This is a genomic window from Spirabiliibacterium pneumoniae (genome assembly GCF_014884995.1).
Classification (GTDB): domain Bacteria; phylum Pseudomonadota; class Gammaproteobacteria; order Enterobacterales; family Pasteurellaceae; genus Spirabiliibacterium; species Spirabiliibacterium pneumoniae.
Genome location: NZ_JABMII010000009.1, coordinates 1 through 26,438, shown reverse-complemented (window position 1 = coordinate 26,438; position 26,438 = coordinate 1). Strand labels below are relative to the sequence as shown.

The 26,438-nt window shown below is 45.8% G+C and carries 27 protein-coding genes, 3 tRNA genes and 1 rRNA gene; 6 read left to right on the top strand and 25 right to left on the bottom strand.

The window, feature by feature from the left end; all coding sequences use genetic code 11:
• Positions 1 to 241 precede the first annotated feature (241 nt).
• The 22 genes from lpxA to HPC38_RS07305 form a co-directional block, all read right to left on the bottom strand.
• Entirely contained in the window at positions 242 to 1,030 is a 789-nt protein-coding gene (gene lpxA / locus HPC38_RS07410; protein ID WP_208120656.1) for an acyl-ACP--UDP-N-acetylglucosamine O-acyltransferase, read from the bottom strand.
• A gap of 9 nt (positions 1,031 to 1,039) precedes the next feature.
• On the bottom strand, positions 1,040 to 1,507 hold the full coding sequence (gene fabZ, locus HPC38_RS07405) for a 3-hydroxyacyl-ACP dehydratase FabZ (protein WP_208120655.1): 468 nt from the start codon (positions 1,505 to 1,507) through the stop codon (positions 1,040 to 1,042).
• A gap of 44 nt (positions 1,508 to 1,551) precedes the next feature.
• Complete coding sequence (gene lpxD, locus HPC38_RS07400; protein ID WP_208120654.1) at positions 1,552 to 2,577, bottom strand: UDP-3-O-(3-hydroxymyristoyl)glucosamine N-acyltransferase; 1,026 nt, start codon at positions 2,575 to 2,577, stop codon at positions 1,552 to 1,554.
• Positions 2,578 to 2,583: 6 nt separating this feature from the next.
• Positions 2,584 to 3,132: an OmpH family outer membrane protein gene (locus HPC38_RS07395; protein WP_208120653.1), complete on the bottom strand. Its 549-nt coding sequence runs from the start codon at positions 3,130 to 3,132 to the stop codon at positions 2,584 to 2,586.
• Positions 3,133 to 3,226: 94 nt separating this feature from the next.
• Positions 3,227 to 5,644: an outer membrane protein assembly factor BamA gene (gene bamA, locus HPC38_RS07390; RefSeq protein WP_208120652.1), complete on the bottom strand. Its 2,418-nt coding sequence runs from the start codon at positions 5,642 to 5,644 to the stop codon at positions 3,227 to 3,229.
• Positions 5,645 to 5,693: 49 nt separating this feature from the next.
• Positions 5,694 to 7,034: a sigma E protease regulator RseP gene (rseP, locus tag HPC38_RS07385; protein ID WP_208120651.1), complete on the bottom strand. Its 1,341-nt coding sequence runs from the start codon at positions 7,032 to 7,034 to the stop codon at positions 5,694 to 5,696.
• A 16-nt stretch (positions 7,035 to 7,050) separates the two neighbouring features.
• The gene (locus HPC38_RS07380; protein ID WP_208120650.1) at positions 7,051 to 7,920 is read right to left on the bottom strand and encodes a phosphatidate cytidylyltransferase; all 870 of its coding nucleotides are present in this window, start codon (positions 7,918 to 7,920) and stop codon (positions 7,051 to 7,053) included.
• Positions 7,913 to 8,656, bottom strand: coding sequence for a polyprenyl diphosphate synthase (uppS, locus tag HPC38_RS07375; protein WP_208120649.1), 744 nt, complete (start codon positions 8,654 to 8,656; stop codon positions 7,913 to 7,915). Before uppS ends, HPC38_RS07380 begins: the two co-directional genes overlap by 8 nt.
• Positions 8,657 to 8,706: 50 nt before the next feature.
• Complete coding sequence (gene ispC, locus HPC38_RS07370) at positions 8,707 to 9,894, bottom strand: 1-deoxy-D-xylulose-5-phosphate reductoisomerase (RefSeq protein WP_208120648.1); 1,188 nt, start codon at positions 9,892 to 9,894, stop codon at positions 8,707 to 8,709.
• Positions 9,895 to 10,014: 120 nt separating this feature from the next.
• Positions 10,015 to 10,572: a ribosome recycling factor gene (gene frr / locus HPC38_RS07365; protein ID WP_208120647.1), complete on the bottom strand. Its 558-nt coding sequence runs from the start codon at positions 10,570 to 10,572 to the stop codon at positions 10,015 to 10,017.
• 61 nt (positions 10,573 to 10,633) lie between these two features.
• A complete protein-coding gene (gene pyrH, locus HPC38_RS07360) occupies positions 10,634 to 11,359 on the bottom strand; it encodes a UMP kinase (RefSeq protein ID WP_208120646.1) in 726 nt (241 codons plus the stop codon).
• 99 nt (positions 11,360 to 11,458) lie between these two features.
• On the bottom strand, positions 11,459 to 12,307 hold the full coding sequence (tsf, locus tag HPC38_RS07355) for a translation elongation factor Ts (protein ID WP_208120645.1): 849 nt from the start codon (positions 12,305 to 12,307) through the stop codon (positions 11,459 to 11,461).
• Between the two features lie 130 nt (positions 12,308 to 12,437).
• On the bottom strand, positions 12,438 to 13,187 hold the full coding sequence (rpsB, locus tag HPC38_RS07350) for a 30S ribosomal protein S2 (protein WP_208120644.1): 750 nt from the start codon (positions 13,185 to 13,187) through the stop codon (positions 12,438 to 12,440).
• Positions 13,188 to 13,399: 212 nt separating this feature from the next.
• On the bottom strand, positions 13,400 to 15,373 hold the full coding sequence (locus tag HPC38_RS07345; RefSeq protein WP_208120643.1) for a SurA N-terminal domain-containing protein: 1,974 nt from the start codon (positions 15,371 to 15,373) through the stop codon (positions 13,400 to 13,402).
• Between the two features lie 21 nt (positions 15,374 to 15,394).
• Positions 15,395 to 17,803, bottom strand: coding sequence for an endopeptidase La (gene lon / locus HPC38_RS07340; protein ID WP_208120642.1), 2,409 nt, complete (start codon positions 17,801 to 17,803; stop codon positions 15,395 to 15,397).
• A gap of 159 nt (positions 17,804 to 17,962) precedes the next feature.
• Positions 17,963 to 19,225: a UDP-N-acetylglucosamine 1-carboxyvinyltransferase gene (gene murA / locus HPC38_RS07335; protein ID WP_208120641.1), complete on the bottom strand. Its 1,263-nt coding sequence runs from the start codon at positions 19,223 to 19,225 to the stop codon at positions 17,963 to 17,965.
• Positions 19,226 to 19,248: 23 nt separating this feature from the next.
• Entirely contained in the window at positions 19,249 to 19,509 is a 261-nt protein-coding gene (locus HPC38_RS07330) for a BolA family protein (RefSeq protein ID WP_208120640.1), read from the bottom strand.
• 8 nt (positions 19,510 to 19,517) lie between these two features.
• Entirely contained in the window at positions 19,518 to 19,829 is a 312-nt protein-coding gene (locus tag HPC38_RS07325) for an STAS domain-containing protein (protein ID WP_208120639.1), read from the bottom strand.
• Positions 19,830 to 19,836: 7 nt separating this feature from the next.
• Positions 19,837 to 20,472: a phospholipid-binding protein MlaC gene (gene mlaC, locus HPC38_RS07320; protein WP_208120638.1), complete on the bottom strand. Its 636-nt coding sequence runs from the start codon at positions 20,470 to 20,472 to the stop codon at positions 19,837 to 19,839.
• A gap of 24 nt (positions 20,473 to 20,496) precedes the next feature.
• Positions 20,497 to 20,994, bottom strand: coding sequence for an outer membrane lipid asymmetry maintenance protein MlaD (gene mlaD, locus HPC38_RS07315; protein ID WP_208120637.1), 498 nt, complete (start codon positions 20,992 to 20,994; stop codon positions 20,497 to 20,499).
• A gap of 13 nt (positions 20,995 to 21,007) precedes the next feature.
• Positions 21,008 to 21,790: a lipid asymmetry maintenance ABC transporter permease subunit MlaE gene (gene mlaE / locus HPC38_RS07310; RefSeq protein WP_208120636.1), complete on the bottom strand. Its 783-nt coding sequence runs from the start codon at positions 21,788 to 21,790 to the stop codon at positions 21,008 to 21,010.
• Positions 21,787 to 22,584, bottom strand: a complete 798-nt coding sequence (locus HPC38_RS07305; protein WP_208120635.1) for an ATP-binding cassette domain-containing protein — start codon at positions 22,582 to 22,584, stop codon at positions 21,787 to 21,789. Before HPC38_RS07305 ends, mlaE begins: the two co-directional genes overlap by 4 nt.
• A gap of 185 nt (positions 22,585 to 22,769) precedes the next feature.
• Here HPC38_RS07305 and lptC point away from each other — a divergent pair, with 185 nt between their 5' ends.
• From lptC to HPC38_RS07275, 6 genes are all read left to right on the top strand, one after another.
• Positions 22,770 to 23,351, top strand: coding sequence for an LPS export ABC transporter periplasmic protein LptC (gene lptC / locus HPC38_RS07300; RefSeq protein WP_208120634.1), 582 nt, complete (start codon positions 22,770 to 22,772; stop codon positions 23,349 to 23,351).
• Positions 23,332 to 23,844 carry a lipopolysaccharide transport periplasmic protein LptA gene (lptA, locus tag HPC38_RS07295; RefSeq protein ID WP_208120633.1) on the top strand — a complete coding sequence of 171 codons (513 nt, stop codon included), beginning with the start codon at positions 23,332 to 23,334 and terminating at the stop codon, positions 23,842 to 23,844. The genes lptC and lptA overlap by 20 nt, the downstream gene beginning before the upstream one ends.
• A gap of 9 nt (positions 23,845 to 23,853) precedes the next feature.
• On the top strand, positions 23,854 to 24,579 hold the full coding sequence (gene lptB, locus HPC38_RS07290) for an LPS export ABC transporter ATP-binding protein (RefSeq protein WP_208120632.1): 726 nt from the start codon (positions 23,854 to 23,856) through the stop codon (positions 24,577 to 24,579).
• An 11-nt stretch (positions 24,580 to 24,590) separates the two neighbouring features.
• Positions 24,591 to 25,079, top strand: a complete 489-nt coding sequence (locus HPC38_RS07285) for a PTS sugar transporter subunit IIA (RefSeq protein ID WP_208120631.1) — start codon at positions 24,591 to 24,593, stop codon at positions 25,077 to 25,079.
• Position 25,080: 1 nt separating this feature from the next.
• The gene (gene rapZ, locus HPC38_RS07280) at positions 25,081 to 25,935 is read left to right on the top strand and encodes an RNase adapter RapZ (RefSeq protein WP_208120630.1); all 855 of its coding nucleotides are present in this window, start codon (positions 25,081 to 25,083) and stop codon (positions 25,933 to 25,935) included.
• Between the two features lie 8 nt (positions 25,936 to 25,943).
• Positions 25,944 to 26,020 (top strand) — tRNA-Arg (locus HPC38_RS07275).
• Between the two features lie 67 nt (positions 26,021 to 26,087).
• On the opposite strand, the gene HPC38_RS07270 is transcribed toward HPC38_RS07275, so the two are convergent.
• The 3 genes from HPC38_RS07270 to rrf form a co-directional block, all read right to left on the bottom strand.
• Positions 26,088 to 26,163: transfer RNA gene (locus HPC38_RS07270), tRNA-Trp, on the bottom strand.
• Positions 26,164 to 26,170: 7 nt separating this feature from the next.
• A tRNA-Asp gene (locus HPC38_RS07265) sits at positions 26,171 to 26,247 on the bottom strand.
• Positions 26,248 to 26,259: 12 nt separating this feature from the next.
• Positions 26,260 to 26,375 (bottom strand): 5S ribosomal RNA (rrf, locus tag HPC38_RS07260).
• Positions 26,376 to 26,438 lie beyond the last annotated feature (63 nt).

The window sequence follows — 26,438 nt, the reverse complement described above, 5'->3', positions numbered from 1 at the left end:
TTTTCCCACCTTTGGCTTAAGTTTATTATCATAGCCCTTTTGTTGCAAGGTTTTTATACGTTTTTGTGCAATAAAATCTGACAATGCTGTTCACAGGGTAAACAAAAATAGATGATTTAATCATCAGATTTACCATAAATCAGAGGAGAATAAGGGTGCTTCAAATCGGTAAAATAATTGATATGATATGGTCTGGTTTGGGGTTGAAAACCGCACTTTGAGAAAAGTGCGGTTAAGATCATTAGCGGATGATGCCGCGAGTGGAGCGTTTGAAAAAGGAGAGGAAAAAACTTACCGCTGTTTCACTTTCAGCGAGTTGTTCAATTTCTGGGATGACTTCTTCTAAGCTCTTGCCACTGCGATAGATCAATTTATACACACTGCGCACGGCGCGCATAGCTTGTTTATCAAACCCACGCCGTTTGAGGCCCTCAAAATTGACACCAAATGGGCGAGCATGATTACCTTGCGCCATAACATAAGGTGGGACATCTTGACTCACCATGGAACCACCACCGAGCATCACATGCGCACCAACGATCACAAATTGATGAATAGCCGACATGCCACCTACAATCACGAAATCATCCAGTTCTACATGCCCTGCAAGGGTCGCATTATTGGCGAGGATACAATGATTTTTAATCTGGCAATCGTGTGCTATATGGGCGTTGATCATCAAAAGATTATCATCCCCCACCCGCGTTACACCGCCGCCTTGCACGGTACCACGATGAATGGTAACACTTTCACGAATGCGGTTGCGATCCCCAATAATGGTTTTTGTTGGCTCGCCTTTATATTTCAAATCTTGGTTAATTTCACCAATGCTGGCAAATTGAAAAATTTGATTATCACAACCAATCGTGGTGTTACCATCAACCACCACATGAGAATTCAATTTGGTGCGTGCACCAATTTCAACCTCGGGACCAATCACGCAAAATGGACCAATTTCAACCTCTGCACCAATTTTTGCGCCATCACTGACAATAGCTTGTGGGTGAATTTTGGCAGATGGATCGATCATGTTTGCTCCTTACATACCCCGACGGGCACACATTAGCTCTGCTTCACAAACGACTTTGCCATCAACGGTGGCCACGCCTGTAAAGCGAGTCACACCACGACGCTCTTTGATAAAGTGTACTTCCAAGATCATTTGATCACCTGGCTCAACAGGGCGTTTGAAGCGGGCGTTGTCGATTGCTGCAAAATAGAATAACTCATCTTTTGGCAAAGCGAGGGTTTTAAACGCTAACACGCCTGTTGCCTGCGCCATGGCTTCAAGAATCAACACCCCAGGAAATACAGGCTTTTGCGGAAAGTGGCCAGTAAAACATGGCTCATTAACAGACACATTTTTAATTGCTTTTAGCCATTTGCCTTCTTCAAAGTCGATAACACGATCAACGAGTAAAAAAGGATAACGGTGTGGCAAAAGCTGCATGATCTCGTTAATGTCCACAATTTTTTGTTTTTTTGATGTTTCAACTTGCTCTGTCACTATAAATTCCTTAAGGTTGCAAAAAATACAACTCCATCCTTTAGTTATTTTTTATTCTCTTTTTCTAACGATTTGAGACGTCTATTAATATCACTGATATTTAACGTCAAGGCAGCTGTTTTGCGCCATTCTTTATTCGTTTGCAATGGAATACCCGATGAATAAACACCTGGCTTGTCGATTGGACGCATCACCATACCCATGCCAGTGATGGTTACGCCATCGCAAATGCTCATATGCCCATTGATAACGCTTGCGCCGCCAATCAAGCAGTAGCGCCCAACATTGAGGCTACCCGCCATAATCACACCACCAGCCACCGCAGTCCCAGTGCCAATGTGCACATTGTGCGCAATTTGACAAAGATTATCAATGATCACGTTATCTTCGATCACTGTGTCATCAAGAGCACCACGGTCAATACAGGTACACGCGCCAATTTCAACGTGATTGCCAATTTTCACACTGCCCGTTTGCGGGATTTTCACCCATTTACCCTGCTCATTGGCATAGCCAAAACCATCTCCCCCGATGACGGTATTAGATTGAATCAAGCAATGCTGACCAATTTCTACATTGTGATAAACGCTGACATTAGCCCATAACTTGCTGCTGTCGCCAATGCGTGCATTTTGCCCAACAAAACAGCCTGCGCCAATCACCACGTTATCACCAAGTACCACGCCATCTTCGATCACAGCGTTGGCACCAATGCTAACGTCACGACCTAAAACCGCACTTTGTGCAATCACCGCACTTTCAGCAATGCCATCGGCAGGCTGCGGTGTGTTGTCAATCAATTGCGCAATTTTGGCGTAAGCGACATAAGGGTCTTGCGTGACAATCAAGTTGCTGTGCTCTGCGCAAAACGGTACATCGTCTTCTTTCACCAGCAAGCAACCCGCCTGACTTTGAGCGAGTAATTCTCGGTATTTTGCATTAGTGATAAAGCTCAGCTCATCCGCTGTGGCACGTTCAAGGGGTGCAATGCTCGTGATAACGGCACTTGCATCGCCACGCAAGCGCCCTTTCACATGCTCTGCAAGTTGCTTTAAGCTAAAACTTGCCATGATGGATTACTTCCCTGCTTTTTTCTCTTCTGCTTTCGCGGGTGCTTTTTCAGCAGGTTTAATGTGATCCAACACTTCTTTAGTGATATCTTTACCATCGGCTGCATAAACCAGCGCATTCGCATCGATCACATAAGTATAATTTTTCTCTTTAGCCACTTCATTGGTCGCTTCCTGAATACTTTGCAACAGTTTTGCACGCTCTTCATATTGCAATTTTTCATTTTTTTGCTGGAAAGCATTCACTTGTTCTTGGTAGCTTTGACGCAATTTGTTAATTTCGTCTTCACGTTTTTGAATATCAGCACGGCGAAGTTTTGGTGCTTCTTTTTCCAATGCTTTCATTTTATCAACGATTTTTTTCTCAGCAGCTTGTAATTTTTCAGCTGGACCTTTGAGTTCGTCATCAATTTTTTTGGCCACCGCTTCGCGATCTGGATGGCTTTGGAAGATGGCTGCAGAGTCAATATAAGCAATATTTTCTTCCGCCTGTGCAAACGCTGATGTGAGTGCTAATGCGAGAGTTAATCCTGCCACTTTTATAGTGTTTTTCATAATTATATCCTTTTTTGTGTTGTTAACGGGCAGAACACTCTGCCACATTGTTTAAGACCGCACTTTTAATAAAAAGTTCTTTTATTCTAATGAATTAGAACGTACCACCAATGCTAAATTGGAATTGTTCAATTTCATCACCTTCGTATTTTTTTACTGGCTTAGCATACGAGAACACCAATGGCCCAATTGGAGAATTCCATTGGAATGCAAGGCCAGCAGACGCGCGTACACGTTTCGGATTGCCGTAGTTGGCGATTTGACCTTGTTGAATATCAAACTCTTTACGAGTGCCTTTTTTCCATTTCGTGTTCCATACACTGGCTGCATCCAAGAATACCGAGGTGCGCACCACGTTTTGGTTTTTATCACTGACAAATGGGGTTGGCATAATCAATTCTACACCAGCTGTCGCCATCGCGTTACCGCCGATAACATCGTTGTTGATACATTGGTAAGCATTTTTGTTGGTGGTAACAGGGGTATTACGATCACCATCATTACAGCCTGGATAAATTGCTTTTGGCCCCACCGCACCGTAGGCAAAACCACGCAAGCTGCCGATGCCACCAGCGCTATAGTTTTGATAGAACGGCATTTCTTTACCACCAAAACCTTTCGCGTAAGACAAGCCCGCTTTACCCATCAATACCCAAGTTTGGTCATAGTTCAGTGGTTTGAAAGTAACTACATCGGCGTTGACTTTATAGTATTTATTGTCAGAGCCAGGAATGGTGATTTTACCGCCAATGCTCGCACGCGTACCATCGGTTGGTAAAAAGCCACGGTTTAAAGTGTTATAATTCCAACCTGCACTGAACTCAAAGTCATCAGTTTTCACCGTCCATTTATCAATATTCATGGAATGGAGATATAGCGCACGGTTATATTCAGGATACATATCCTTCAATTTATTACGCACCCAACCTAGCCCTAAATAGTAGGAATTATTTTCATTCACTGGGAAACCAAGCGTTCCATTAAGGCCATAGCTCGTACGAGAATAAGCCGCTGTGGTGCTGGAATCTGAGTAGTCATATTTGTCGTAAAACGCGTTGCCCCCTAGGCTAACGCCATCGCGGGTGAAGTACGGTTCGTTATAGCCGAGGTTGATGCTGGTGGCGTATTTATTTTTAGTCCCTGACAAACTCACAGACGATCCCATGCCGAGGAAATTATCTTGTTTGATACTCGCCTGATAACTCAAGCCACTTTCAGTACCATATCCGACACCAAAGTTAATACTGCCAGTGTTACGTTCTTTAACTTTGTAAACCACATCCACTTGGTCATCTACATTCGGTACAGCGAGCGTTTGCATATCGACTGTCTCATAAAAACCTGTGCGTTCTAGGCGGTATTTCCCTTGATCTAAAAGTGCGGTATTGAGCCACGCGCCTTCAGGTTGACGCATTTCTTGACGCAAGGTAGAGTCTGCACTGACATCGTTACCTTCAAAGCGGATACTGCGCACATAGTAGCGACGCCCCGCTTCCACCACGACAATCAAATCCACTGAATGTTGCGCATCATTGAATTCAGGTTGCACATGAATTTGCGGATTAGCATAACCACGCTCGCCGAGTGTGGATTTAATGCCCTCTTCAATGCGACGTACGGTACTACCACGGAATTGCTCACCACGTTTCACGTTAACAAGCAATTGATTTAATTCTTGATTCATGCCTGCGGTATCACCAATGATTTTGACATCATTAATGTTATATTTTTCACCTTCGTCCATTTTGATCGTGATATCGATGTTCTTCTTATCATCACTTAATTTGACATCCGTATCCAAAATACGGAATTTTGCATACCCTTGATTAAGGTAGAAATCACGCAATGTATTCAAATCTTTTTCAAATTTTGGCTCAGAAAAACGGCTGCTGGCAAAAATATTCCACCACGACACGTCAGGCTGAATGTCCACTTGTTGTAATAATTTACTGTCGCTAAAGGTGTTATTGCCTTCAAAGTTGATGGTTTTCACCAACGAAGATTTATTTTCCGTGATGTCTAGAGTTAATTTGGCACGACCTTGCCCAAGATCATCAATCACTGTTTTGACTTCTACATTATTATAACCCATGCTGTGATAATGCTTTTCCAACTCAGCTCGGAACGCTTCTAGTTTTTCTCGCTGTAGAATTTCGCCTTTCGCGATACCATTTTCACGCAAATTGCTTTCCAACGCGTCTTTCGGAATTTGTTTGTTGCCTTTAATATCCAGCTCAGTAATGTAAGGACGAGGTTGCACTTCCACCACTAAGGTGCTGCCATCGCGGCGCGCCACCACATTTTCAATATTATTGCGCTGGAATAACGTGCGCACAATTTTGGATAAATCTTGGTCATTGGCGCGTTGGCCCACTTTCACTGGCAATGCAGCACGAATGCGCTGTGCGGTTACGGGGTCTGTCCCTTCCACACGGATATCTTGCACGGTGAAAGTCGCCGCCATGACGGAACTACTCGCGAGGAGTAAACTGGTTGCTAAAAGTTTTTTCATTGTCCCTGAGTCCTATCCCTAAATTGTTGGTCACTTGTGGCAATCTGCCTTAAATAAAACGTATAATATCATTAAATACGGCAAAAACCGTCAACATTAAAAGTGCGGTTGCGCCAATACGAAAGAAGATCTCACGCACGCGTTCAGACACTGGCTTGCCGCGCACACCTTCCACTGCTAAAAAGAGCAAATGCCCACCATCAAGCACTGGCAGTGGAATCAAATTCATAATGCCAAGGTTGACGCTAATGAGCGCCATAAAACTTAAATAATACAGCAAGCCAATTTCTGAGGAAATGCCCGCGCCTTGTGCAATGGCAATTGGCCCGCCGATGTTTTTCAACGAAATGTCACCCGTGATCAATTTACCAACGAGTTTGACCGTCACCACGCTAAGTTGCCACGTTTTTTCAACCCCGTGCACAAGCGCCTCTAGCATACCATATTTTAACTCGCTGCGATACTTTTCAGGCAAAGGTTTCACGGTCGGCGCAAAGCCAATATACGCTTTATTTTGCTTGTTTAATTCTGGCGTGATGGCTAAATGCAGTGTTTCGCCATCACGCAACACCGCCACATCCAAAGTGCGGTTCAAGTTTGCTTCAATGATGCGCACCACATCTTGCCAGCTCAGCGCTTGATTATTAATGCTTAAAATTTCATCACCCACTTTCAATCCTGCACGCTGCGCGGGAGAATTTTCCGTGACTTTACTGACCACCAGCTGCACGTCATTATGCACTGGCGTAATGCCAACAGAGGTGAATGCCGCTTCTTTTTGCGGATCGTAATGCCATTGGCCTAAATCTAAAGTGCGGTTGCGCACTTGTTCAGAATCCACATTCGCCACAGTCAATGTCACCGCAGGCTTGCCAAGTTTGGCGGTCAGCAGCATGTTGATGTCGTTCCAATCCTGCACTTTTTCCCCATCAATGGCACGAATTTGCATATCGGGTGTCAGCTCAGCACGCGCTGCTATCGATTGCGACGCCACCTGCCCAATCACGGGCTTCACGGCGGGAATGCCAACCATAAAAATTACCCAATAGGCCAAAATAGCAAACAAAAAATTTGCTATAGGGCCCGCTGCAATCACGACGGCACGTTTGAGCACTGATTTTTGCTTGTAATCGTATTGGCTTAAATCGGCTGGCACGGGTTCTGCGGAGCTGTCGAGCATGCGTACATACCCACCCAGCGGAATAAGCGACACCACAAACTCGGTGCCTTGTTTATCTTTGCGACGAAATAACACCTTGCCAAACCCAAGAGAGAAGCGCAGCACTTTGATGCCACAACGGCGCGCTGCCCAAAAGTGCCCAAACTCATGCACAAACACCAAAACGCTAATAACAACAAAAAATGAGGCAAGCGACCACAAAAAATTCATGCGTATCCTTTTACTATTACGTCAACCAATAAAACATCAAGCAGAAAAACGGTAACGCGGCGGTTAGGCTATCAATGCGATCCAATACGCCGCCGTGCCCAGGAATGAGCTGGCTGCTGTCTTTGATACCCACATCACGTTTAAACATACTTTCGGTCAAATCCCCCAGAATGGAAATGAGCACTGTGCCTAACGACACCAGCAACAGGGTGGACAGTGGAAGCTGACGCAAAATAAAATCCGCGGGCGTAAGTTGAACATAGAACACGCCAACAATCAGCGCGCACACTACGCCGCCGACTAGACCTTCCCACGTTTTTTTCGGAGAGACAAGGCTGGCGAGCTTATGCTTACCGAACGCGCGCCCACAAAAATAGGCACCCGAGTCCGCCACCCAGACTAACACCAGCACATAAAGCAACAAAACCAACCCACTCCATGAATTAAGATTATAGTTATACAGCCGCAAGCTCAGCAGAGCGAGCATAAAAGGAGCTAAAGTGAAAAAGCCAAATAGCAACTGCCACAGTGCAGGTTTATCCCAATATTTCGCAGATGCTGGGTAGGTTAACACCATGCAAAGTGCGGTCAACCACCACAACATCGCGCCATACAACAGCCAGCTATTATTTGCTGTTAGCACAATGCCCGCATTGATTTTGTCTTGATAGGCATACAGCGTCAAATACAGCAAACAAGCACTTAAACCAGTGACGATATAACGCCAAATATCACGCTTATGCTTAGCAAACTGACACCACTCCCACACCCCAAGAAGCGCAATCACACCAACGGTCAAGGCAAACGCATAAGGCGAAAAATAGACTAGCGCAAGTAACACAAAGGCGAGTAATACAATGGCGGACATGACACGTTGCTTAAGCATCTTGCGCTCCTTTTTGTTGTTCTTGAGTTGCGCCAAAACGACGGTCGCGCTGGTTAAACGCCACAATCGCTTTAGCAAATTCGTCTTCGTTAAAATCTGGCCACAAACAGTCGGTAAAATACAGCTCTGCGTAGGCAATTTGCCACAGCAAAAAATTACTAATCCGCTGCTCGCCGCTGGTGCGAATCAGCAAATCCACACTCGGCTGCTCAGCGGTAATCAAATGTGCGTTGAATAATTCCGCGTCAATCGCCTCGACCTCAAGCTCGCCTGACCGCACTTTAGCACTGATTTTTTGCGCGGCCTGTACAATGTCCCACTGTCCGCCATAATTGGCAGCAATGTTTAAAATCAAGCCCGAATTGCCTGCGGTAAGGCTTTCTGCTTGTACAATTTTTTTTTGCAGTGCCGCACTAAAACGCGACGTGTCCCCTAAAATACGCAGCTGAATATTATTCTCACACAATTTTTTCACTTCACGCTGCAATGCCCACATAAACAGATCCATCAAATGATCCACCTCAGTTGCAGGGCGAGACCAATTTTCAGAGCTGAAAGCATAAAGCGTAAGGGAATGAATGCCGTTTTTCGCAGCATACGCAACCGCACTTCGCACAGCCTGCACACCCCGTTTATGGCCCGCCACGCGCAGCTTGCCACGCTGTTTCGCCCAGCGACCATTGCCGTCCATGATAATGGCGACGTGTTTTGGCATTGCGTTTGGTGTTGCTGTCATAGGGTTTCCAACATAAAATTTCACTCACTATACCACAAGCATGGGGAATATTAAATCGCCGCCAATTGATGCGCACGCACGCGCGCTTGATGGTCGATGGCAAACACATCAGCAATCTCGCTGATTACCTGCACAGGCGTGCTTTCCACCACTTGACGATTGATTTTGGCAATATCGGTAAACCGCACTTTGCCATTTAAAAATGCCTCAACGGCAACTTCATTGGCGGCATTCATCGCGGTGGTGGCATATTGCCCCGCCTCGAAACTGTCGATCGCCAGCTTCAAGCAAGGATAACGCGCAAAATCGGGTTCAATAAAAGTCAGTTCCTTGAGCTTGAAAAAATCCAGCTCACCCACGCCCGATAAAGTGCGGTCAGGGTAGCTCATGGCGTGCGCAATCGGCGTGCGCATATCAGGGTTGCCCATTTGCGCCAATACGGAGCCGTCCACATAGCGCACCATGGAGTGAATGATGGATTGCGGGTGAATAATAATTTCCATTTGCTCGGCACTGGCGTTGAACAACCAGCGCGCTTCTATGTATTCCAGCCCTTTGTTCATCATGGTGGCGGAGTCAACGGAGATTTTTTGCCCCATCGACCAATTCGGGTGCGCCACTGCTTGCGCAGGTGTGATGTCGTCAAACGCTGAAAGTGCGGTTTGGCGAAATGGCCCGCCCGATCCCGTGAGCAAAATGCGTTTAATCCCCGCGTACGCCAACTGACAATGCCCGACCCGAGCCTGCTCCGATTGTGGCAGTGCTTGGAAAATGGCGTTGTGTTCGCTATCAACTGGCAGCAACTGTGCACCGCACTTGGCCACTTCATCGATAAACAATTGCCCACAGGTGACCAGAGACTCTTTATTCGCCAGCAACACTTTTTTACCTGCACGAATGGCCGAAAGTGTTGGTGCAAGCCCCGCTGCGCCGACAATTGCCGCCATCACTTGGTCAGCTTGCTCGTGAGCGGCAATTTCACAAATCGCCTGCTCGCCTGACCGCACTTCGGTTTTTAAGCCCAATTGAGTGAGATTATCACGCAACGTTTGTGCCGCACGTTCATCCGCCATTACGGCAAAGTGCGGTTGGAATTGTTGGCATTGTTGCGTCATCAGTGCGGTATTTTGCCCGCCCACGAGCGCAAAGGCGCGGAATTTATCGGGGTTATTGGCTATCACCGACAGGGTGCTTTTGCCGATAGAGCCCGTGGAGCCAAGAAGGGTAATATTTTGCATGAGAAAATCGCGTTAGAAAACATGGTGCTCATTATAGCGAGAAACACGCTGCGGGACTATGATTTTCACCGCACTTTGTGTATTGAAAAGAAAGACGCTGAATGCTCAGCGCCTTGAGGATTAGAACTCCATCAGTTCTTTTTCTTTATCCGCCAACACGTCGTCAACTTTTTTAACAAAAGTGTCGGTCAGTTTTTGGATTTCATCTTGTGCGCGACGATCATCGTCTTCGCTGATTTCTTTGTCTTTCAACAAGGCTTTAATTTGATCGTTGGCGTCACGACGAATGTTACGCACGGCAATACGACCTTGCTCAGCTTCACCACGCACCACTTTCACCAAATCACGACGACGTTCTTCGGTCAATGGTGGCAATGGCACACGGATCACCGCACCCGCTGAAGAAGGATTAAGCCCTAAATCAGAACTCATAATTGCTTTTTCAACCGCGCCACCCAAAGAACGGTCAAATACAGTGATTGCTAATGTACGGGCATCTTCTGCCACCACATTCGCCACTTGGCGCAATGGCGTCGGTGAGCCATAATATTCCACCATAATGCCATCAAGTAGGCTAGGGTGGGCACGGCCAGTGCGCACTTTGGCAATTTGAGAGCGGAACGCGTCAACGCTCTTTTCCATACGATCTTCTGCTTCTTTTCTAATATCGTTTAACATAATTATCCTTATTTAAAAATCAGTTTTATTGATTTTACTGTAATTCGCAGGCTTGTTCGACTTATTTTTTATCGTCGATCAGCGTGCCTTCATCTTCGCCTAAAATCACGCGTTTTAATGCACCTGGTTTGTTCATATTGAACACCCGAATTGGCATACCGTGATCGCGTGCAAGGGTAAAGGCGGCTAAATCCATCACTTGCAGCTCTCGCTCAAGCACATCTTGGTAGCTCAAGTGTTTATATAATATCGCATCGGCATTCTTAGCTGGATCGCAATTGTAGACACCATCTACTTTCGTGGCTTTCAACACAGCGTCTGCTTCAATTTCAATGCCACGTAGGCAAGCCGCCGAATCGGTGGTAAAAAACGGATTGCCCGTGCCCGCGCAGAAAATCACCACTTGCCCTTGACGCAATAATCGAATGGCTTGCGCCCAGCTGTAGGTATCGCACACGCCATTAAGAGGGAACGCCGACATCAGTTTTGCGTTCATGTCCGCACGGTGCATTGCATCACGCATCGCAAGGCCGTTCATCACAGTGGCCAACATGCCCATGTGATCGCCCACCACGCGGTTCATACCCGCTTTCGCCAATTTGGCCCCACGGAACAAATTGCCGCCGCCAAGCACCACGGCAACCTCAACACCTAATTTAACAAGATCATCAATTTCTTTTGCCATGCGATCCAAAATCGATGGATCGATGCCAAAACCTTCCTCACCTTGCAAGGCTTCACCGCTGAGTTTTAATAAAATGCGTTTATAAACGGGTTTGTCGCTCATCTTATTCTCCTTTCAAAAATGTTGGTGAAATACGCTATTTCATCAGCACTTTTACACTAAAAAGGCGAGTTACCTCGCCTTTTATCAATTCACACGTCATTACACGCGAGACATTTTCGCTACTTCAGCGGCAAAATCGTCTTCTTTTTTCTCGATACCTTCACCCACTTCAAGGCGAACAAATGATGTTACTGTCGCACCTTTTTCTTTCAGTAAATCGCCAACGGATTTAGATGGGTCCATAACAAATGGTTGACCTGTCAGTGAAACTTCGCCAGTGAATTTCTTCATGCGGCCTTCCACCATTTTTTCAGCAATTTCGCGTGGTTTGCCTGATTGCATCGCGATATCTACTTGGATTTGACGCTCATGTTCTACCACATCCGCTGGCACGTCAGTTGGGTTGACATACTCTGGGCGGCTGGCAGCAATGTGCATTGCGATGTGTTTCAACAATTCTTGGTCAGCGCCTTCAGCAGCCACTAATACACCAATTTTGGCACCGTGCAAGTATGAACCCACTTCGCTACCGCTGATGGTAGCCACACGGCGAATATTCATATTTTCACCAATTTTAGCAACCAATGCAGCGCGCTCATCTTCAAAGTGTGCTTTTAATTCTTCAACGTTGCTCACTTTGTTGGCCAGTGCATAGTCTGCTACTTTATTCGCCAAGGCCTGGAAGCCGGCATCTTTGGCCACAAAGTCAGTTTCACAGTTCATTTCAACCAACACACCAAAGCCACCGTCGATGCGTGCGATGATCACACCTTCTGCTGCCACACGGCCTGCTTTTTTCGCCGCTTTGGCTTGACCTGATTTACGCATATTGTCGATAGCCAGTTCGATATCACCGTTTGCTTCAACTAATGCTTTTTTACATTCCATCATACCCGCGCCGGTACGATCGCGAAGTTCTTTTACTAATGACGCTGTAATCTCAGCCATGTTTTAATCCTCTTGTCAGTGCGCAAGGGCACTTTATATAAAAAAGCAGGGAACTTCAAAGCCCCCTGCTAACCCAATATTCATTGTGTGGTTAATAAGGGCAAATTGCCTTATTACGTCACGCTGCAACTTATTCTGCTGCTGGAGCTTCTTCTTTTGCCTCAGCTGCAAAGCTTTCTTCGGTAACTTGTGGTTTTGATTGCTCACGACCTTCGTTGACCGCAGCTGCTGCTGCTGTTAAATACAATTGAATTGCACGAGCCGCATCATCGTTACCAGGGATAATATAGTCAACACCGTCTGGGTTGGTGTTGGTATCCACCACCGCGAAAACTGGGATGCCAAGGTTGTTAGCTTCTTTGATCGCGATGTGCTCGTGGTCAGCGGCAATCACAAAGATCGCATCTGGCAAACCGCCCATATCTTTGATACCACCTAAGCTGTGCTCAAGTTTTTCCATTTCGCGAGTGCGCATCAAAGCTTCTTTTTTGGTTAATTTGTCAAATGTGCCATCTTGAGATTGGGCTTCTAAATCTTTCAAACGTTTGATGGATTGACGCACTGTTTTCCAGTTAGTCAACATACCACCCAACCAGCGGTGGTTCACAAAGAATTGGTTACAACTTACTGCGGCTTCTTGTACTGCTTCTGTAGCTGCACGTTTAGTACCAACAAATAAAATTTTACCGCCGTTGCTCGCAATACGAGTTAACTCAGCCAAGGCTTCGTTAAACATTGGAACGGTTTTTTCAAGGTTGATGATATGAACACCGTTGCGTGGTCCAAAGATGTATGATTTCATTTTTGGATTCCAGTAACGAGTTTGGTGACCGAAATGGACGCCTGCTTGCAGCATGTCGCGCATTGAAACTTGTGCCATAATAATTTCCTTCTATTTGGGGTTTAGCCTCCACATATCCTGCCTTATCGACCGTTTGGCACCCCGACAAGCAGTGCGTGATATGTGTGTGATGTTTTCGTTAAAAAATGTCTTGCCCAAAAGCATAGACGGCGCAATTTATACCATAAATAAAACCAAATAGCCACCCTTTTCTACGGGTAAAAAAATCCCCACTGCCGTGGGGACAATATTTAGTTATCGCGTTGTGAGATAAACTCATTGTTGATCTCAATTTTCGCTTTGTCGCGTAATGCTTGGATTAAGCGGCGATACGCTTGGCGTTGCTCGTTTTGCAAATAGCCCTCGCGAATGGCTTTCGCTTGTTTTTCATCGGCCTTGCCTTGGCTGACTTGCAGCAGCTTGGCGATAAACACCTCACCTTGACCATTATGCACCACGGCATAATCCCCCTGCGCTTTGGGTTGAATGCTGAAAATGCCATCACGCAGCTGCGCATCTTGGGTGTTGAGATAGACAAATTTTTCTACTTTGTCACTCAAGCTCACACCGTCAGGCAACGTTACTTTTTGCCCTTGGTTGAGGGCATCAACCGCACTTTTGGCTTCACTCATCAGCTGGTTTTGTGCTTTTTCATGTTTGAGGTAAGCGATAATATCAGCTTTGGCATCTTCTAGGCTGCGCGTGCCTGCTGGCTTATGATCAGCCACGCGCAAAATGATGGAGTGCTGGTCGCCCACATTAATCGCCTCTGAGTTCACGCCACCTTGCAACAAATCGGTATCAAAAATGTTATACACCACGTTGGAAAAGTTCAGCTCAGCTGGTACGTCTTGACGGGTGAAAAAGCCCGTGGTTTGCACTTTTTTGCCTACCACTTTTTCCACATCATCAAGCGAAGCTTGGTTTTCAAAGGCTTTTTCTGCGGCCTCTTTTTCCACACGGTAAAAATCCGTTGCCGCGAGTTCATTACGAATAGCCTGCTCAACTTGGCCTTTGACTTGCTCCAAACTTGGTGCATTGTCTTCGCGTGCTATCACTTTAATGATGTGATAAGCGCCATCCACTTCAACGGGCTTACTCACCTCCCCCACAGCAGTGGTGTTGGCGGCTTGTTCAAATTTTTCAGGGAATGCGCCTGCTTTGCTCCAACTGAGATCGCCACCGTTGACCGCACTTAGCTTGTCGCTGGAGTGAGCTCTGGCCAATTCAGCGAAATCCGCACCTTGTTGTAATTGTTGATAAAGCGCATTAGCCTGCTCTTCACTACCAACTTGAATATGCGCCAAATGCTGGCGATTTTGTGCAAAATCACTCTTATGGTCTTGATAATATTGTGCAATTTCCACATCAGTCACCTTGATATTTTTTTCAATATCTGGTTTAGCGATGTCGATATATTCCACTTTGACCTGCTCAGGCACAGCAAATGCAGATTTATGCGCATTATAATATTCGCTCACCTCTTGCTCGCTGACCTGTTGTGCACGCTCAAGTTGTGTGATAGGAAGTGCGGTCAAATTAACTTCACGGGTTTGATAAAGTTGCTCGTTTAGCGCAGCCAGCTGTGCATCACTTACAGCTAGAGATCCCAACAAACCTTGCTGCAATTGACTCATCACAATCCCGCCACGCAGGCTTTGGGCATAGTAATCGGCATTGATGCCATTAACGCGCAAAAATTGTTGATAACGCTCATTATCAAATTTGCCGTCTTTTTGAAAGGCGGGTTGGCTAACAATATAGCGTTTAATTTGTGCATCGCTGGCAACCAATCCCAGTTCATTGATGTATTGTGCCAACAACGTTTCGTCCACCAGGTTATTGATCACATCTTGGCGTAAACTGGCGACAAACTCAGGTGAATCCATCAATTGGGCAAACTGAGGCCCCATTTGCTCCCCCATGTTGCGAGTTTGTTGTTGCAACGTATTTTGAAATACGCGTTGACTGATCTCTTCACCGTTGACTTTGGCCGCCGACGTATCCACACGCCCCACCAAATAGGTGCCAACACCACCTAATACAAATGACACAGATACCAACGCGAAAATGACTTTCCATACCCAGCCACCAACGCCGTTGCTCAATTTCTCCATCATAACTGATTTACCACCTTTATGCTTATTTTTACGCAGTTCAAAACCCTTATGATCGGCTACTTTGCCAACGCTGTCAACAAGCAACCGCACTTTTAAAAAAGCCAAGCACGAGGCTTGGCTTTGGGATTAATTAACTGTTTTGGCGCTCGGCGTTTTACGCACGCGTTTTTTCGCTGGCGTCATCGCAGGCTTGACCAGCTCTACCCCTTCAGGTGGGTTAGCGAGTGCGTAAGAGAGCACTTGATCAATGCTTTCAACTGGGTGAATCGTGAGTTGTTTTTTCACATTGTCAGGAATCTCTTCCAAATCTTTGACGTTGTCTTTTGGAATGAGCACTGTCTTAATTCCACCGCGGTGCGCAGCCAGCAATTTCTCTTTTAAGCCACCAATTGGCAACACTTTGCCGCGCAACGTAATTTCCCCTGTCATCGCCACATCGGCACGCACGGGATTGCCCGTTAAACTGGAGACAAGTGCGGTACACATCGCAATCCCTGCACTTGGGCCATCTTTCGGTGTAGCACCTTCAGGCACATGCACATGAATATCCCGTTTTTCATGAAAATCAGGATTGATGCCTAAGCGATCCGCACGCGCACGCACCACGGTCATAGCTGCTTGAATAGACTCTTTCATTACATCACCCAAAGAGCCTGTGTAAACCAGCTTACCCTTGCCCGCCACGCTGGCCGTTTCAATGGTGAGCAAATCACCGCCGACTTCTGTCCACGCCAACCCAGTGACTTCTCCAATGCGATTTTCTGTATCCGCTTTGCCATATTCAAAGCGTTTCACGCCGAGATAATCATGCAGATTTTTCTCATTCACACGCAGGGATTTTTTCTTGCTGTTTAGCAGTAATGTTTTCACCGCTTTGCGACAAATTTTAGAAATTTCTCGCTCTAATGAACGCACGCCTGCCTCTCGAGTGTAATAGCGGATAATCCCCAAAATAGCACTGTCATCTACGATCAACTCGCTTTCTTTCAAACCGTTTCGCACCATTTGTTTGGCAAGCAAATGCTGCTTGGCAATGTTGAGCTTTTCATCTTCGGTATAGCCTGAAAGCCGAATTACTTCCATCCGATCCAACAGCGGCGTTGGGATGTTCATAGAGTTTGAAGTTGCCACAAACATCACATCAGAGAGATCATAATCCACTTCTAAATAGTGATCACTAAAGGCATTATTTTGTTCAGGATCCAGCACTTCAAGCAACGCGGAGGCGGGGTCACCGCGCATATCTGATGACATCTTGTCGATTTCATCAAGCAAAAAGAGCGGATTTTTCACGCCAACTTTAACCATTTTTTGCATCAATTTGCCTGGCAGCGAGCCGATGTAGGTTTTGCGATGTCCGCGGATTTCCGCCTCATCACGCACGCCACCCAGCGCCATGCGCACATATTTTCGCCCTGTGGCATTCGCGATGGATTGCCCCAATGAGGTTTTACCCACCCCGGGTGGCCCCACTAAACACAAAATTGGCCCCTTCACTTGATTTAATCGCGTTTGTACCGCTAAATATTCCAAAATGCGTTCTTTGACACGTTCAAGCCCATAGTGATCGGCATCAAGCACTTTTTGCGCGTTGTCTAAATCTTTTTTTACTTTACTACGTTTATGCCACGGCACTTGTATTAGCCACTCAATATAGCTGCGCACCACTGTAGCTTCTGCTGACATTGGCGACATCATTTTCAATTTTTGCAGCTCATTTTCTGCCTTTTCTTGCACGTCTTTTGGCATTTTCGCACTGAGAATTTTACCGTGTAACGTATCGATTTCGTCGCTGCCGCCTTCTCCATCGCCGAGTTCTTTTTGAATCGCTTTCATCTGCTCATTGAGATAATAATCCCGTTGGCTTTTTGCCATTTGCTCTTTCACACGATTGCGGATACGCTTGTCAACTTCTTGTAGCGCCAGTTCTGTTTGCATGGTGACGATCAAATATTCAAAACGCTCACACACGTTATTTTTTTCCAGCAAGGCTTGCTTGTGTTTTAATGCAACAGGCATGTGTGCAGAAAGCGAATCACTTAAACGCACAGGATCTGAAATTTTACGCAACGCACTGACCACCTCAGGCTGCACCTTTTTATTGCTAGCAATGTAGGCTTCAAATTCATCTAGCACCGTTTTGCTGAACACTTCAAGCTCTTGCTCATCGCCCAGCACCTCAGGCAGCACGCTGACATCAGCGCTAATGCGTTCACCATCGTCATCATAGCTTTTAATTTTGGCGCGTTTTTTGCCTTCCACGAGCACTTTTACTGTGCCATCAGGCAAATTGAGCAACTGGATCACGCTGACCAAAGTCCCGTAATCATAAATATCCTCACGTTGTGGATCTTCTTGATCGGGGTTCTTCTGCGCCACCAGTAACAATTCTTTACCATTATCCATGGCATATTTAAGACTATTTTTAGATTTGTCACGCCCAACGAATAATGGCATCACCATGAAAGGAAACACCACAACGTCACGCAGTGTTAACACGGGAATCTGTTTTTTGGTGGTTGTTCTTGCACTCATTATTCTTCTCTCTTGAAAATTGTCGTTAATATAGGCTATATGGGGATAGTTATTGTGAACTCAAGCCTGTTTGTGATTTTTCACTTAGTTTAATGTGCTTTTTTGAAATTGATAGTGGCTGGATAAAAAAGTGCGGTCATGACCGCACTTTTACACTTTTCATGAACTAAAACGTTCAATGTGCGCACCGAGTTTTTGCAGTTTTTCTTCAATCCGCTCATAACCGCGGTCAATGTGATAAATGCGATCGACAACCGTTTCCCCTTGAGCAATGCAACCTGCAATCACAAGGCTTGCAGACGCACGTAAATCCGTCGCCATCACTTCGGTGCCGTGTAAGGTTTCAACGCCATGACAAATCGCGGTATTACCTTCAATATCCGCTTTTGCCCCCATACGCACCAATTCAGGCACGTGCATAAAGCGATTTTCAAAAATCGTTTCGGTAATAATGCCCGTTCCTTCTGCAACCATATTAAGCAAGGTAAATTGTGCTTGCATATCGGTTGGAAAGCCAGGGTGCGGCGCGGTACGCACATTGACAGATTTTGGACGCTTACCTTGCATATCCAGCGTAATCGTATCATCGCTGATCTCAATTTTAGCACCTGCTTCTTGCAATTTTGCCAGTACCGCATCTAGCGTATTGGCGCGCGTGCCATGACAGGTAATTTTGCCACCCGATACCGCCGCAGCAATGAGGAAAGTACCCGTTTCAATTCGATCTGGGATAATGCTATGCTCACCACCACCTAAATGTTCCACACCCACGATGGTGATCATATCGCTGCCTGCGCCTTGAATATTGGCGCCGAGCTTGTTCAAAAACTCCGCTGTGTCAACAATTTCAGGTTCTCGAGCCGCATTTTCAATCACGGTTTTGCCTTCGGCAAGACTGGCAGCGATCATAACAGACAAGGTTGCGCCTACGCTAACTTTATCCATCATGATATGCGCACCTTTTAACCGTGATTGACGGCTGGCCTTGACATAGCCATCTTCTAATTTGATGTCAGCACCCAGTTTTTCTAAGCCAGAAATGTGCATATCCACAGGGCGTGCGCCCAAATTACATCCGCCAGGCAATGACACCTGTCCTTGAGCAAAACGCGCCACCAATGGCGCCAACGCCCAAATAGACGCACGCATGGTTTTCACTAATTCATACGGCGTGACAAAATGGCTGACCGCACTCGCGTCTAATACAATGGTGTTGCGATCGCGTTTTTCGACTTTCACACCGAGTGTGGTGAGAATGTTTAACGTGGTGGTTACATCGCGCAGATCGGGTACGTTGGTTAACGTGACGGGTTCTTCTGCCAAGATGGCGGCAAACAGAATCGGCAATGCCGCATTTTTGGCGCCTGAAATATCAACATCACCGCTTAAACAACTCTTCCCATAAACCCGAAACTTTTCCATTTTTTATCCTTAAACCGTCTGTTTTACGCTTGCACGCCATTAAGCAGGCACGCTTGTTTCCATTTTGCTTTAGTATACGTTTTTATTGACAATGCGTGAATATCATTGCTGGCAATATGTGCCATTAATGGGGCATAAATCAGCTGTTGTTGCTTCACTTTACTCATTTCAGCAAATTGATCGCTGACCGCCACCACATTGAAATGGGCATTTTCACCTTGTACATACACTTCATCCAGCGCCAATGCTTGGCGCAGAATCTGTTCTATTTCCGTTGCGTCCATCTTACTTCCTATTCAACAATAAAAGTCTCTAGCCAGCTATCTAAATCGTAGAGCTTCGCCAAGTCACGCAAAATCGCTGGCGCATGGTGTAACCGCACTTGCCCTTTTTGCGCATAAAAATGAATAATATCACACACTAACGCAAAGCCCGCCGAATCCAACACACTGAGATAGGCAAGCTCAATATCTAGCTGTGTTAAATCCTCAACAAGCCTTCCCCGCGCCTGCCACAGTTTTTGCAAAGTGTTACGAGTGAGTGCGCCTTGTAGAATTAATTGCGCCCCGTTTTCGCGTGTGGCGCTGTGCCAATGAAAATCCAATGTACGCCTACTTTATCACAACTGGCTGAGCTGCACTTTTTTCGATTTGCGCAGTCAGCGCATCAATGCCTTGAGTGCGTAAAATATTGCTCCACTCATTTTTCTTGGTTTCTACCATGCTCACGCCATCGGCAGCCATATCATAGGCTTGCCATTGACCCGTTTTGGTATTTTTACGCCATTTAAAATCAAGACGAATAGGTGCGCCACCTTGTTGCAAAATATTCACACGTTGGCTGATAATCGTTTGGTTTCCCAGCGGTTTTTCTTTCTCTAATTGGATTTTTTGCCCTTTATAAAGAGTTAACACCTGCGCATAGGTTTGTTCAATAAACTGACCAAACGCATTGAAATAGCGGGTGCGCTGCGCTGGCGTGGTGCTTTGATAATACTGACCAAGCACCAGTGATGCGGCATAGTTTACATGCACAAATGGCATCAAATCATTGCGCACAATGGTGCGTAAATAATTCGGATCTTGCTTAATTTTCGCCTGATTGGTGTTAATATCATTAAACAATTTATCTGTTGCGTTTTTCATCAGGGTGTAAGGGGTGTCTTGCGCTTGTGCCACATTCAATGCTAACAAGCCTGTCAGCAGCAGCGCGCCGAGTTTCAATAATTTTTGTGCGTGTTTTAACATAGTTTCTCCTTAAAGCGAGCCGCTTTATTGTGTATTCGTTTGTGCCTCAGGGCTGGCTTGTTTATCACCGTATAAAAATTGCCCAATCAAATCTTCCAGCACCATCGCTGAGGTGGTGTCGTGGATCGTATCACCATTTTTTAACATAGCAACACTGCCATCGTCAAAACCTATATTTAATGCAATATATTGTTCACCAAGTAACCCTGCCGTTTTAATCGACAATGAACTGGTGTCGGGAATGTGATTATAGGCTTGATCAATGTTAATTTTCACTAGTGGTAAATAGCTTTGTGGATCAAGGCTAATCTCACTTACACGCCCAATCACTACACCGCCGGCTTTCACCGGCGAGCGCACTTTTAGCCCGCCAATATTGGTGAAAGTCGCCTGCACAGTATAGCTTTTATTTTCACCAAAGCCTTGCACATTAGCCACCCGCAGCCCCAAAAACACCAGCGCGGCAATGGCGCATAATAAAAATAGCCCAACCCAAAATTCGTATTTAACTGCTTGACGCATGTTTTTTCCTTGTCTAATTTCCGCCGAACATTATTGCGGTTAATATAAAATCGAGAGCCAGCACGGCTAATGATGATTGTACCACGGTTTTGGTGGTGGCGTGACTAATGCCCTCAGAGGTTGGCAGTGCATCATACCCGTTAAACAGCGCAATCCATACCACGGTGATGGCAAAAACCGCACTTTTTATCATGCCATTACCAATATCTGTTCCCCAGCTGACCGCACTTTGCATCACCGACCAAAAGCTGCCACTGTCCACGCCTTTCCAATCGACGCCAACTAGCGCGCCACCCCAAATGCCAACTGCCATAAACAGCAGTGTCAACAGTGGCATACTCACCACGCCCGCCCAAAAGCGCGGCGCAATCACGCGTCGCAGTGGATCGACCGCCATCATTTCCATGCTGGAAAGCTGCTCGGTGGCTTTCATTAACCCGATCTCCGCCGTCAATGCTGACCCCGCTCGCCCTGCAAATAAAAGTGCGGTCACAACGGGGGCAAGCTCACGCAGCAGCGAGAGCGCAACCAACTGCCCCAAACTGGTTTCCGCCGAAAAGCCTGAGAGCACCACATAACCTTGTAAACCAAGCACCATGCCGATAAACAATCCAGAGAGCAAGATGATCAACATCGACTGCACTCCGAGCACATATAACTGTTTAATAAACAGTGGAATGTAGGTTTTCGGGTTCGGTACCCCCACCAGCGCGCCATAGAGCATCATGCCCGAACGCCCTAAGGATTTGAGCCAATTTATCGCCCAGCGGCCAACACTTGCAACCCATTCAATCATAAAAATAACTCATCTGTATATGACGCCGTTGCAGGATAATGAAACTGTACGGGGCCATCTTCTTGACCTGATAAAAATTGCTGAACGCGTGCATCTTGACTTTGCATCAACTCGGCAGGTGAGCCTTCGGCAATGACTTTTTTATCCGCTACGATGTAAGCATAATCAGCGATACTTAGCACTTCTTGCACATCGTGCGACACCACAATCGAGGTGAGCTTCAAGGTTTGATTCAGCCGTTTAATCAAGCTAATAATCACGCCCATGCTGATCGGGTCTTGCCCCGTGAACGGCTCATCATACATCACCAAGTCAGGATCCAACGCCACCGCACGCGCCAGTGCCACACGTCGCGCCATGCCACCTGAAAGCTCTGACGGCATTAAGTGCGCCGCACCACGCAGCCCAACGGCTTGCAATTTCATCAAGGTGAGCTGGGCAATCAATTCATCGGGCAGCTGGGTGTGCTCCCGCAAAGCAAACGCTACGTTGTCAAACGTGCTCATGTCGGTGAACAACGCACCTGACTGAAATAGCATACCCATGCGTTTGCGCAGCTGATAGAGCTTGCGGGTTGAAAGTGCGGTCAAATTAACACCATCGAACAAAATCTCGCCCGCATTTGGTGAAATTTGCCCACCAATTAATTTTAAAAGGGTGGTTTTACCAATCCCAGAAGGCCCCATGATCGCGGTGATTTTACCTGTTTCAACTTTCAAATTTAAGTTGTCATAAATCACGCGCTCACCACGTTTAAAGCTGAGATTGTTCACTTCCACTAAATAATCTGTCATAGTTTTCCTTAGTTTTGCCTGCACCTATTATTTCACAAAGCGCGGCTTAGGCAAAATGTGCTGTGATATTCTACGAATTGACGCATAATGTCAACTTTATCACACCAGTAACGCAAATCGATCGCACACATTGCTTTACCTTTGTGTTAGAATACTTTTAAAGTATTATTGAAAGGGAAAACAACGTGACCTCACGCTGGAATATAGTGTTACTGATTATCGCGCTGGCGCTAAGTGGCTGGTATTTCACCTTGCATCAACAAGACGATGCCAGTGCTCGCGCCCAAATCAAGCCACAAGACGCCCCCGATTACATTGCCGAACAAATGCAAACGACGGTGTATTCCATTGATGGAATGAAGCAATATGTGGCCGATGCCAGCAAGGTTACTTATTTTCAACACAGCGGTGAAACCCAATTCGATGCCCCTGAGGTCTTTTTATATCAAAAAAATAAACAAACTGGTGATCTAGTAAAAAGCTGGCGGCTGAGAGCAGATTTCGCCACTTTAAGCAAAGACAAAATGCTGTATCTCAACGATAATGTGTTGGTGCAAAGTTTACTGCCTGACAGCCGCATTCAAACACTCAAAACCCAAAGTGCGGTTGTCAATATAACGACACAAGATATAACATCTGATACAATAGTCAGCATTTATGGGCCACAATTCACCACAACAGGCAACATTCTGACGGGGAATTTACGCCAACAAATTGCGACTTTAAAAGAGCAGGTTAAAACACAATATGAAATTAACACTCAATAACTCACTCACTTTTGCCGCAGCGCTGCTGTGCTCTGTGTCGGCCTTTGCCTTAAAAGACGACACTAAACAACCGATTAATATCAGCTCTGACAATCAATCTCTTGATCTTGAGCACAATGTAGTCACTTTCTCCGACAATGTGGTGATCACACAAGGGTCGATTTTAATTAAGGCGGGTAAAGTGACCATCACTCGTCCTGGCGAAAACGAAAAAAATGGGCAAGAGAAAGTCGCCGCCTACGGCTCACCGGTCACCTTCCAGCAGCAATTAGACAATGGCAAAATCATCAATGGACGCGCCAATCAAGTTAATTACGATGTGGGTGCACAATTTTTAAAACTCACTGGCAACGCACAACTTAAACAAGAAGATAGCAAAATTGACGCACAAGTGATCACCTATGATGTACAAAAACAGCAAATGATTGCTAAAAATAACGGTAAAGGCCGCGTCAAAACCGTGCTTTACCCTGCACAATTGCAACAAAAATAGGGCGTAGATATGGCTATTTTGACCGCAAAAAATCTCGCCAAAGCCTATAAAGGGCGGCAAGTCGTGCAAAACGTCAGTTTGGATATTCACTCTGGCGAAATCGTTGGCCTGCTGGGGCCTAATGGTGCTGGGAAAACCACCACATTTTATATGATCGTGGGCTTAATCAAAAGTGATAGTGGCTCCATTGATGTTGACGGACAAGACATCACCCTACTGCCTATGCACAATCGCGCGCAAAAAGGCATTGGTTATCTGCCACAAGAGGCCTCTATCTTTCGTCGTTTAAGTGTGTATGACAACTTAATGGCGGTATTGCAAGTGCGCAAAGATCTCGACAACAGTGAGCGCAAAGCGCGCGCTGAAGAGCTGATTAGCGAATTTAATATTGAACATATTCGAGATAACCTCGGGCAATCCCTTTCGGGAGGGGAACGTCGTCGGGTTGAAATTGCACGCGCCTTAGCGGTCAACCCTAAATTTATCTTACTCGATGAGCCTTTTGCAGGCGTTGATCCCATTTCAGTGATCGACATAAAAAAAATTATTTTGCACCTCAAAGAACGTGGGCTTGGCGTGCTAATCACCGACCACAACGTGCGCGAAACACTGGATGTCTGTGAGCGCGCCTATATTGTGCGTGAAGGGCATATGATGGCGACAGGGACACCCGAACAAGTGCTCGCTAATGAGGATGTGAAACGCTTTTATCTTGGTGATCAATTCAAATTGTGATGGATGCCAAAATGCAATTTACGCAACTGCTTAGCCAAAAAACTGTACGTCAAGGAGTCTTGGCATCAAGCAAGAAACGCTTAATGGAAATTATCTGTGATATTTTTGCCACACAACAAAACAAAGCACAAGAGAAATATCCACTGCTTGAAACCTTGTGTGAGCGTGAAAAAGTCGGCTGTACCGCACTTGGAGCAGGTATTGCATTGCCGCACATCAAAACTGAACACGTCAATAAACCAACAGGTATCTTCTTACAACTGGCTAATGGCATCAATTACAATGCAAGTGACAACAAAGAAGTGGATTTAATTTTGGCACTATTCTTACCCGCCGAAAACGCACAAGAGTATGCACCACTATTACCTGAGATCGCACAAAAACTCACACAAAAAACATTAGCAAAGCAACTACGCAACGCCACTTGCGATGACGAACTATGGCATATTTTTGAAAATTTTGATCAACAAACAAACCTAGCGCAAGAGGTGGAAGTATAATATGAAATTGATTATCATCAGTGGTCGCTCAGGTTCAGGCAAATCCGTCGCGCTGCGCGCACTGGAGGATATCGGTTATTACTGTGTTGACAATCTGCCGCTGGTTCTGCTCAACCAATTAGTTGACATCTTAGCGAAAAACCAAAGTGCGGTCGCCATCAGCTTAGATATCCGCAATATGCCACACGATCCTGATGTGCTCAACCAAGTGCTCGCACAATTGCCAGAACCTGTGAACGTTAAAATTATTTTTCTCGACACAGATAAAAACGTATTAGTTCGTCGCTACAGTGATACTCGTCGCCTCCACCCTCTTTCAATTGAGAATATTCCGCTTGATAGTGCCATTGCACTTGAACGCGAACGACTAGATCCGCTATTTCAACATGCCGATCTAGTGATTGATACCAGCGCAATCTCAACTCATGATCTTGCAGAGAAATTACGCCAATTTATTCAAGGTACAGGCGAAAAGCCATTGAATATTGTATTCGAGTCTTTTGGCTTTAAATATGGCATTCCAATTAATGCGGATTATGTTTTTGATGTTCGCTTTCTCCCTAATCCACATTGGGATCCAGAGCTACGACCACAAACAGGACTTGACGAAGGTGTTATTGACTTTCTAAATCGCCACAGCGAAGTACATAATTTTATTTACACTACCCGCAACTATATCGAAACTTGGCTGCCAATGCTTGAACAAAATAATCGCAGCTACTTAACTATCGCTATCGGTTGCACGGGTGGTAAACACCGCTCAGTCTACATTGCCCAGCAGCTTGGTGAATACTTCAAAGGGCGCGGTAAAAATGTCCAAATTCAGCATCGTTCTCTTATGCACCACAAAAAATAACTTCACGCGAATGTGTAGCTCAGCTGGATAGAGCAATCCCCTCCTAAGGGATAGGTCGTCGGTTCGAATCCGACCACGTTCGCCAAATTTTTCAATAAGTTATAAAATAAAAAAGCCACTTACATAGTAAGTGGCTTTTCATAAGATTTTAATGGCAGGGGCGGAGAGGCTCGAACTCCCAACACCCGGTTTTGGAGACCGGTGCTCTACCAATTGAACTACGCCCCTAAAGCGTTGGCGGAATGGACGGGACTCGAACCCGCGACCCCCTGCGTGACAGGCAGGTATTCTAACCAGCTGAACTACCACTCCGCTAAATTTGTTTATTGGTAGTGACCTACTCTCACATGGGGAGACCCCACACTACCATCGGCGTTACAACATTTCACTTCTGAGTTCGGCAAGGATTCAGGTGGTTCTGTTGCACTATAGCTACCAAAAATTTTTATTTTATAAAAAGACTTTAAAAATCTGTTTATAAAATAAAACCCGGCGGTGTCCTA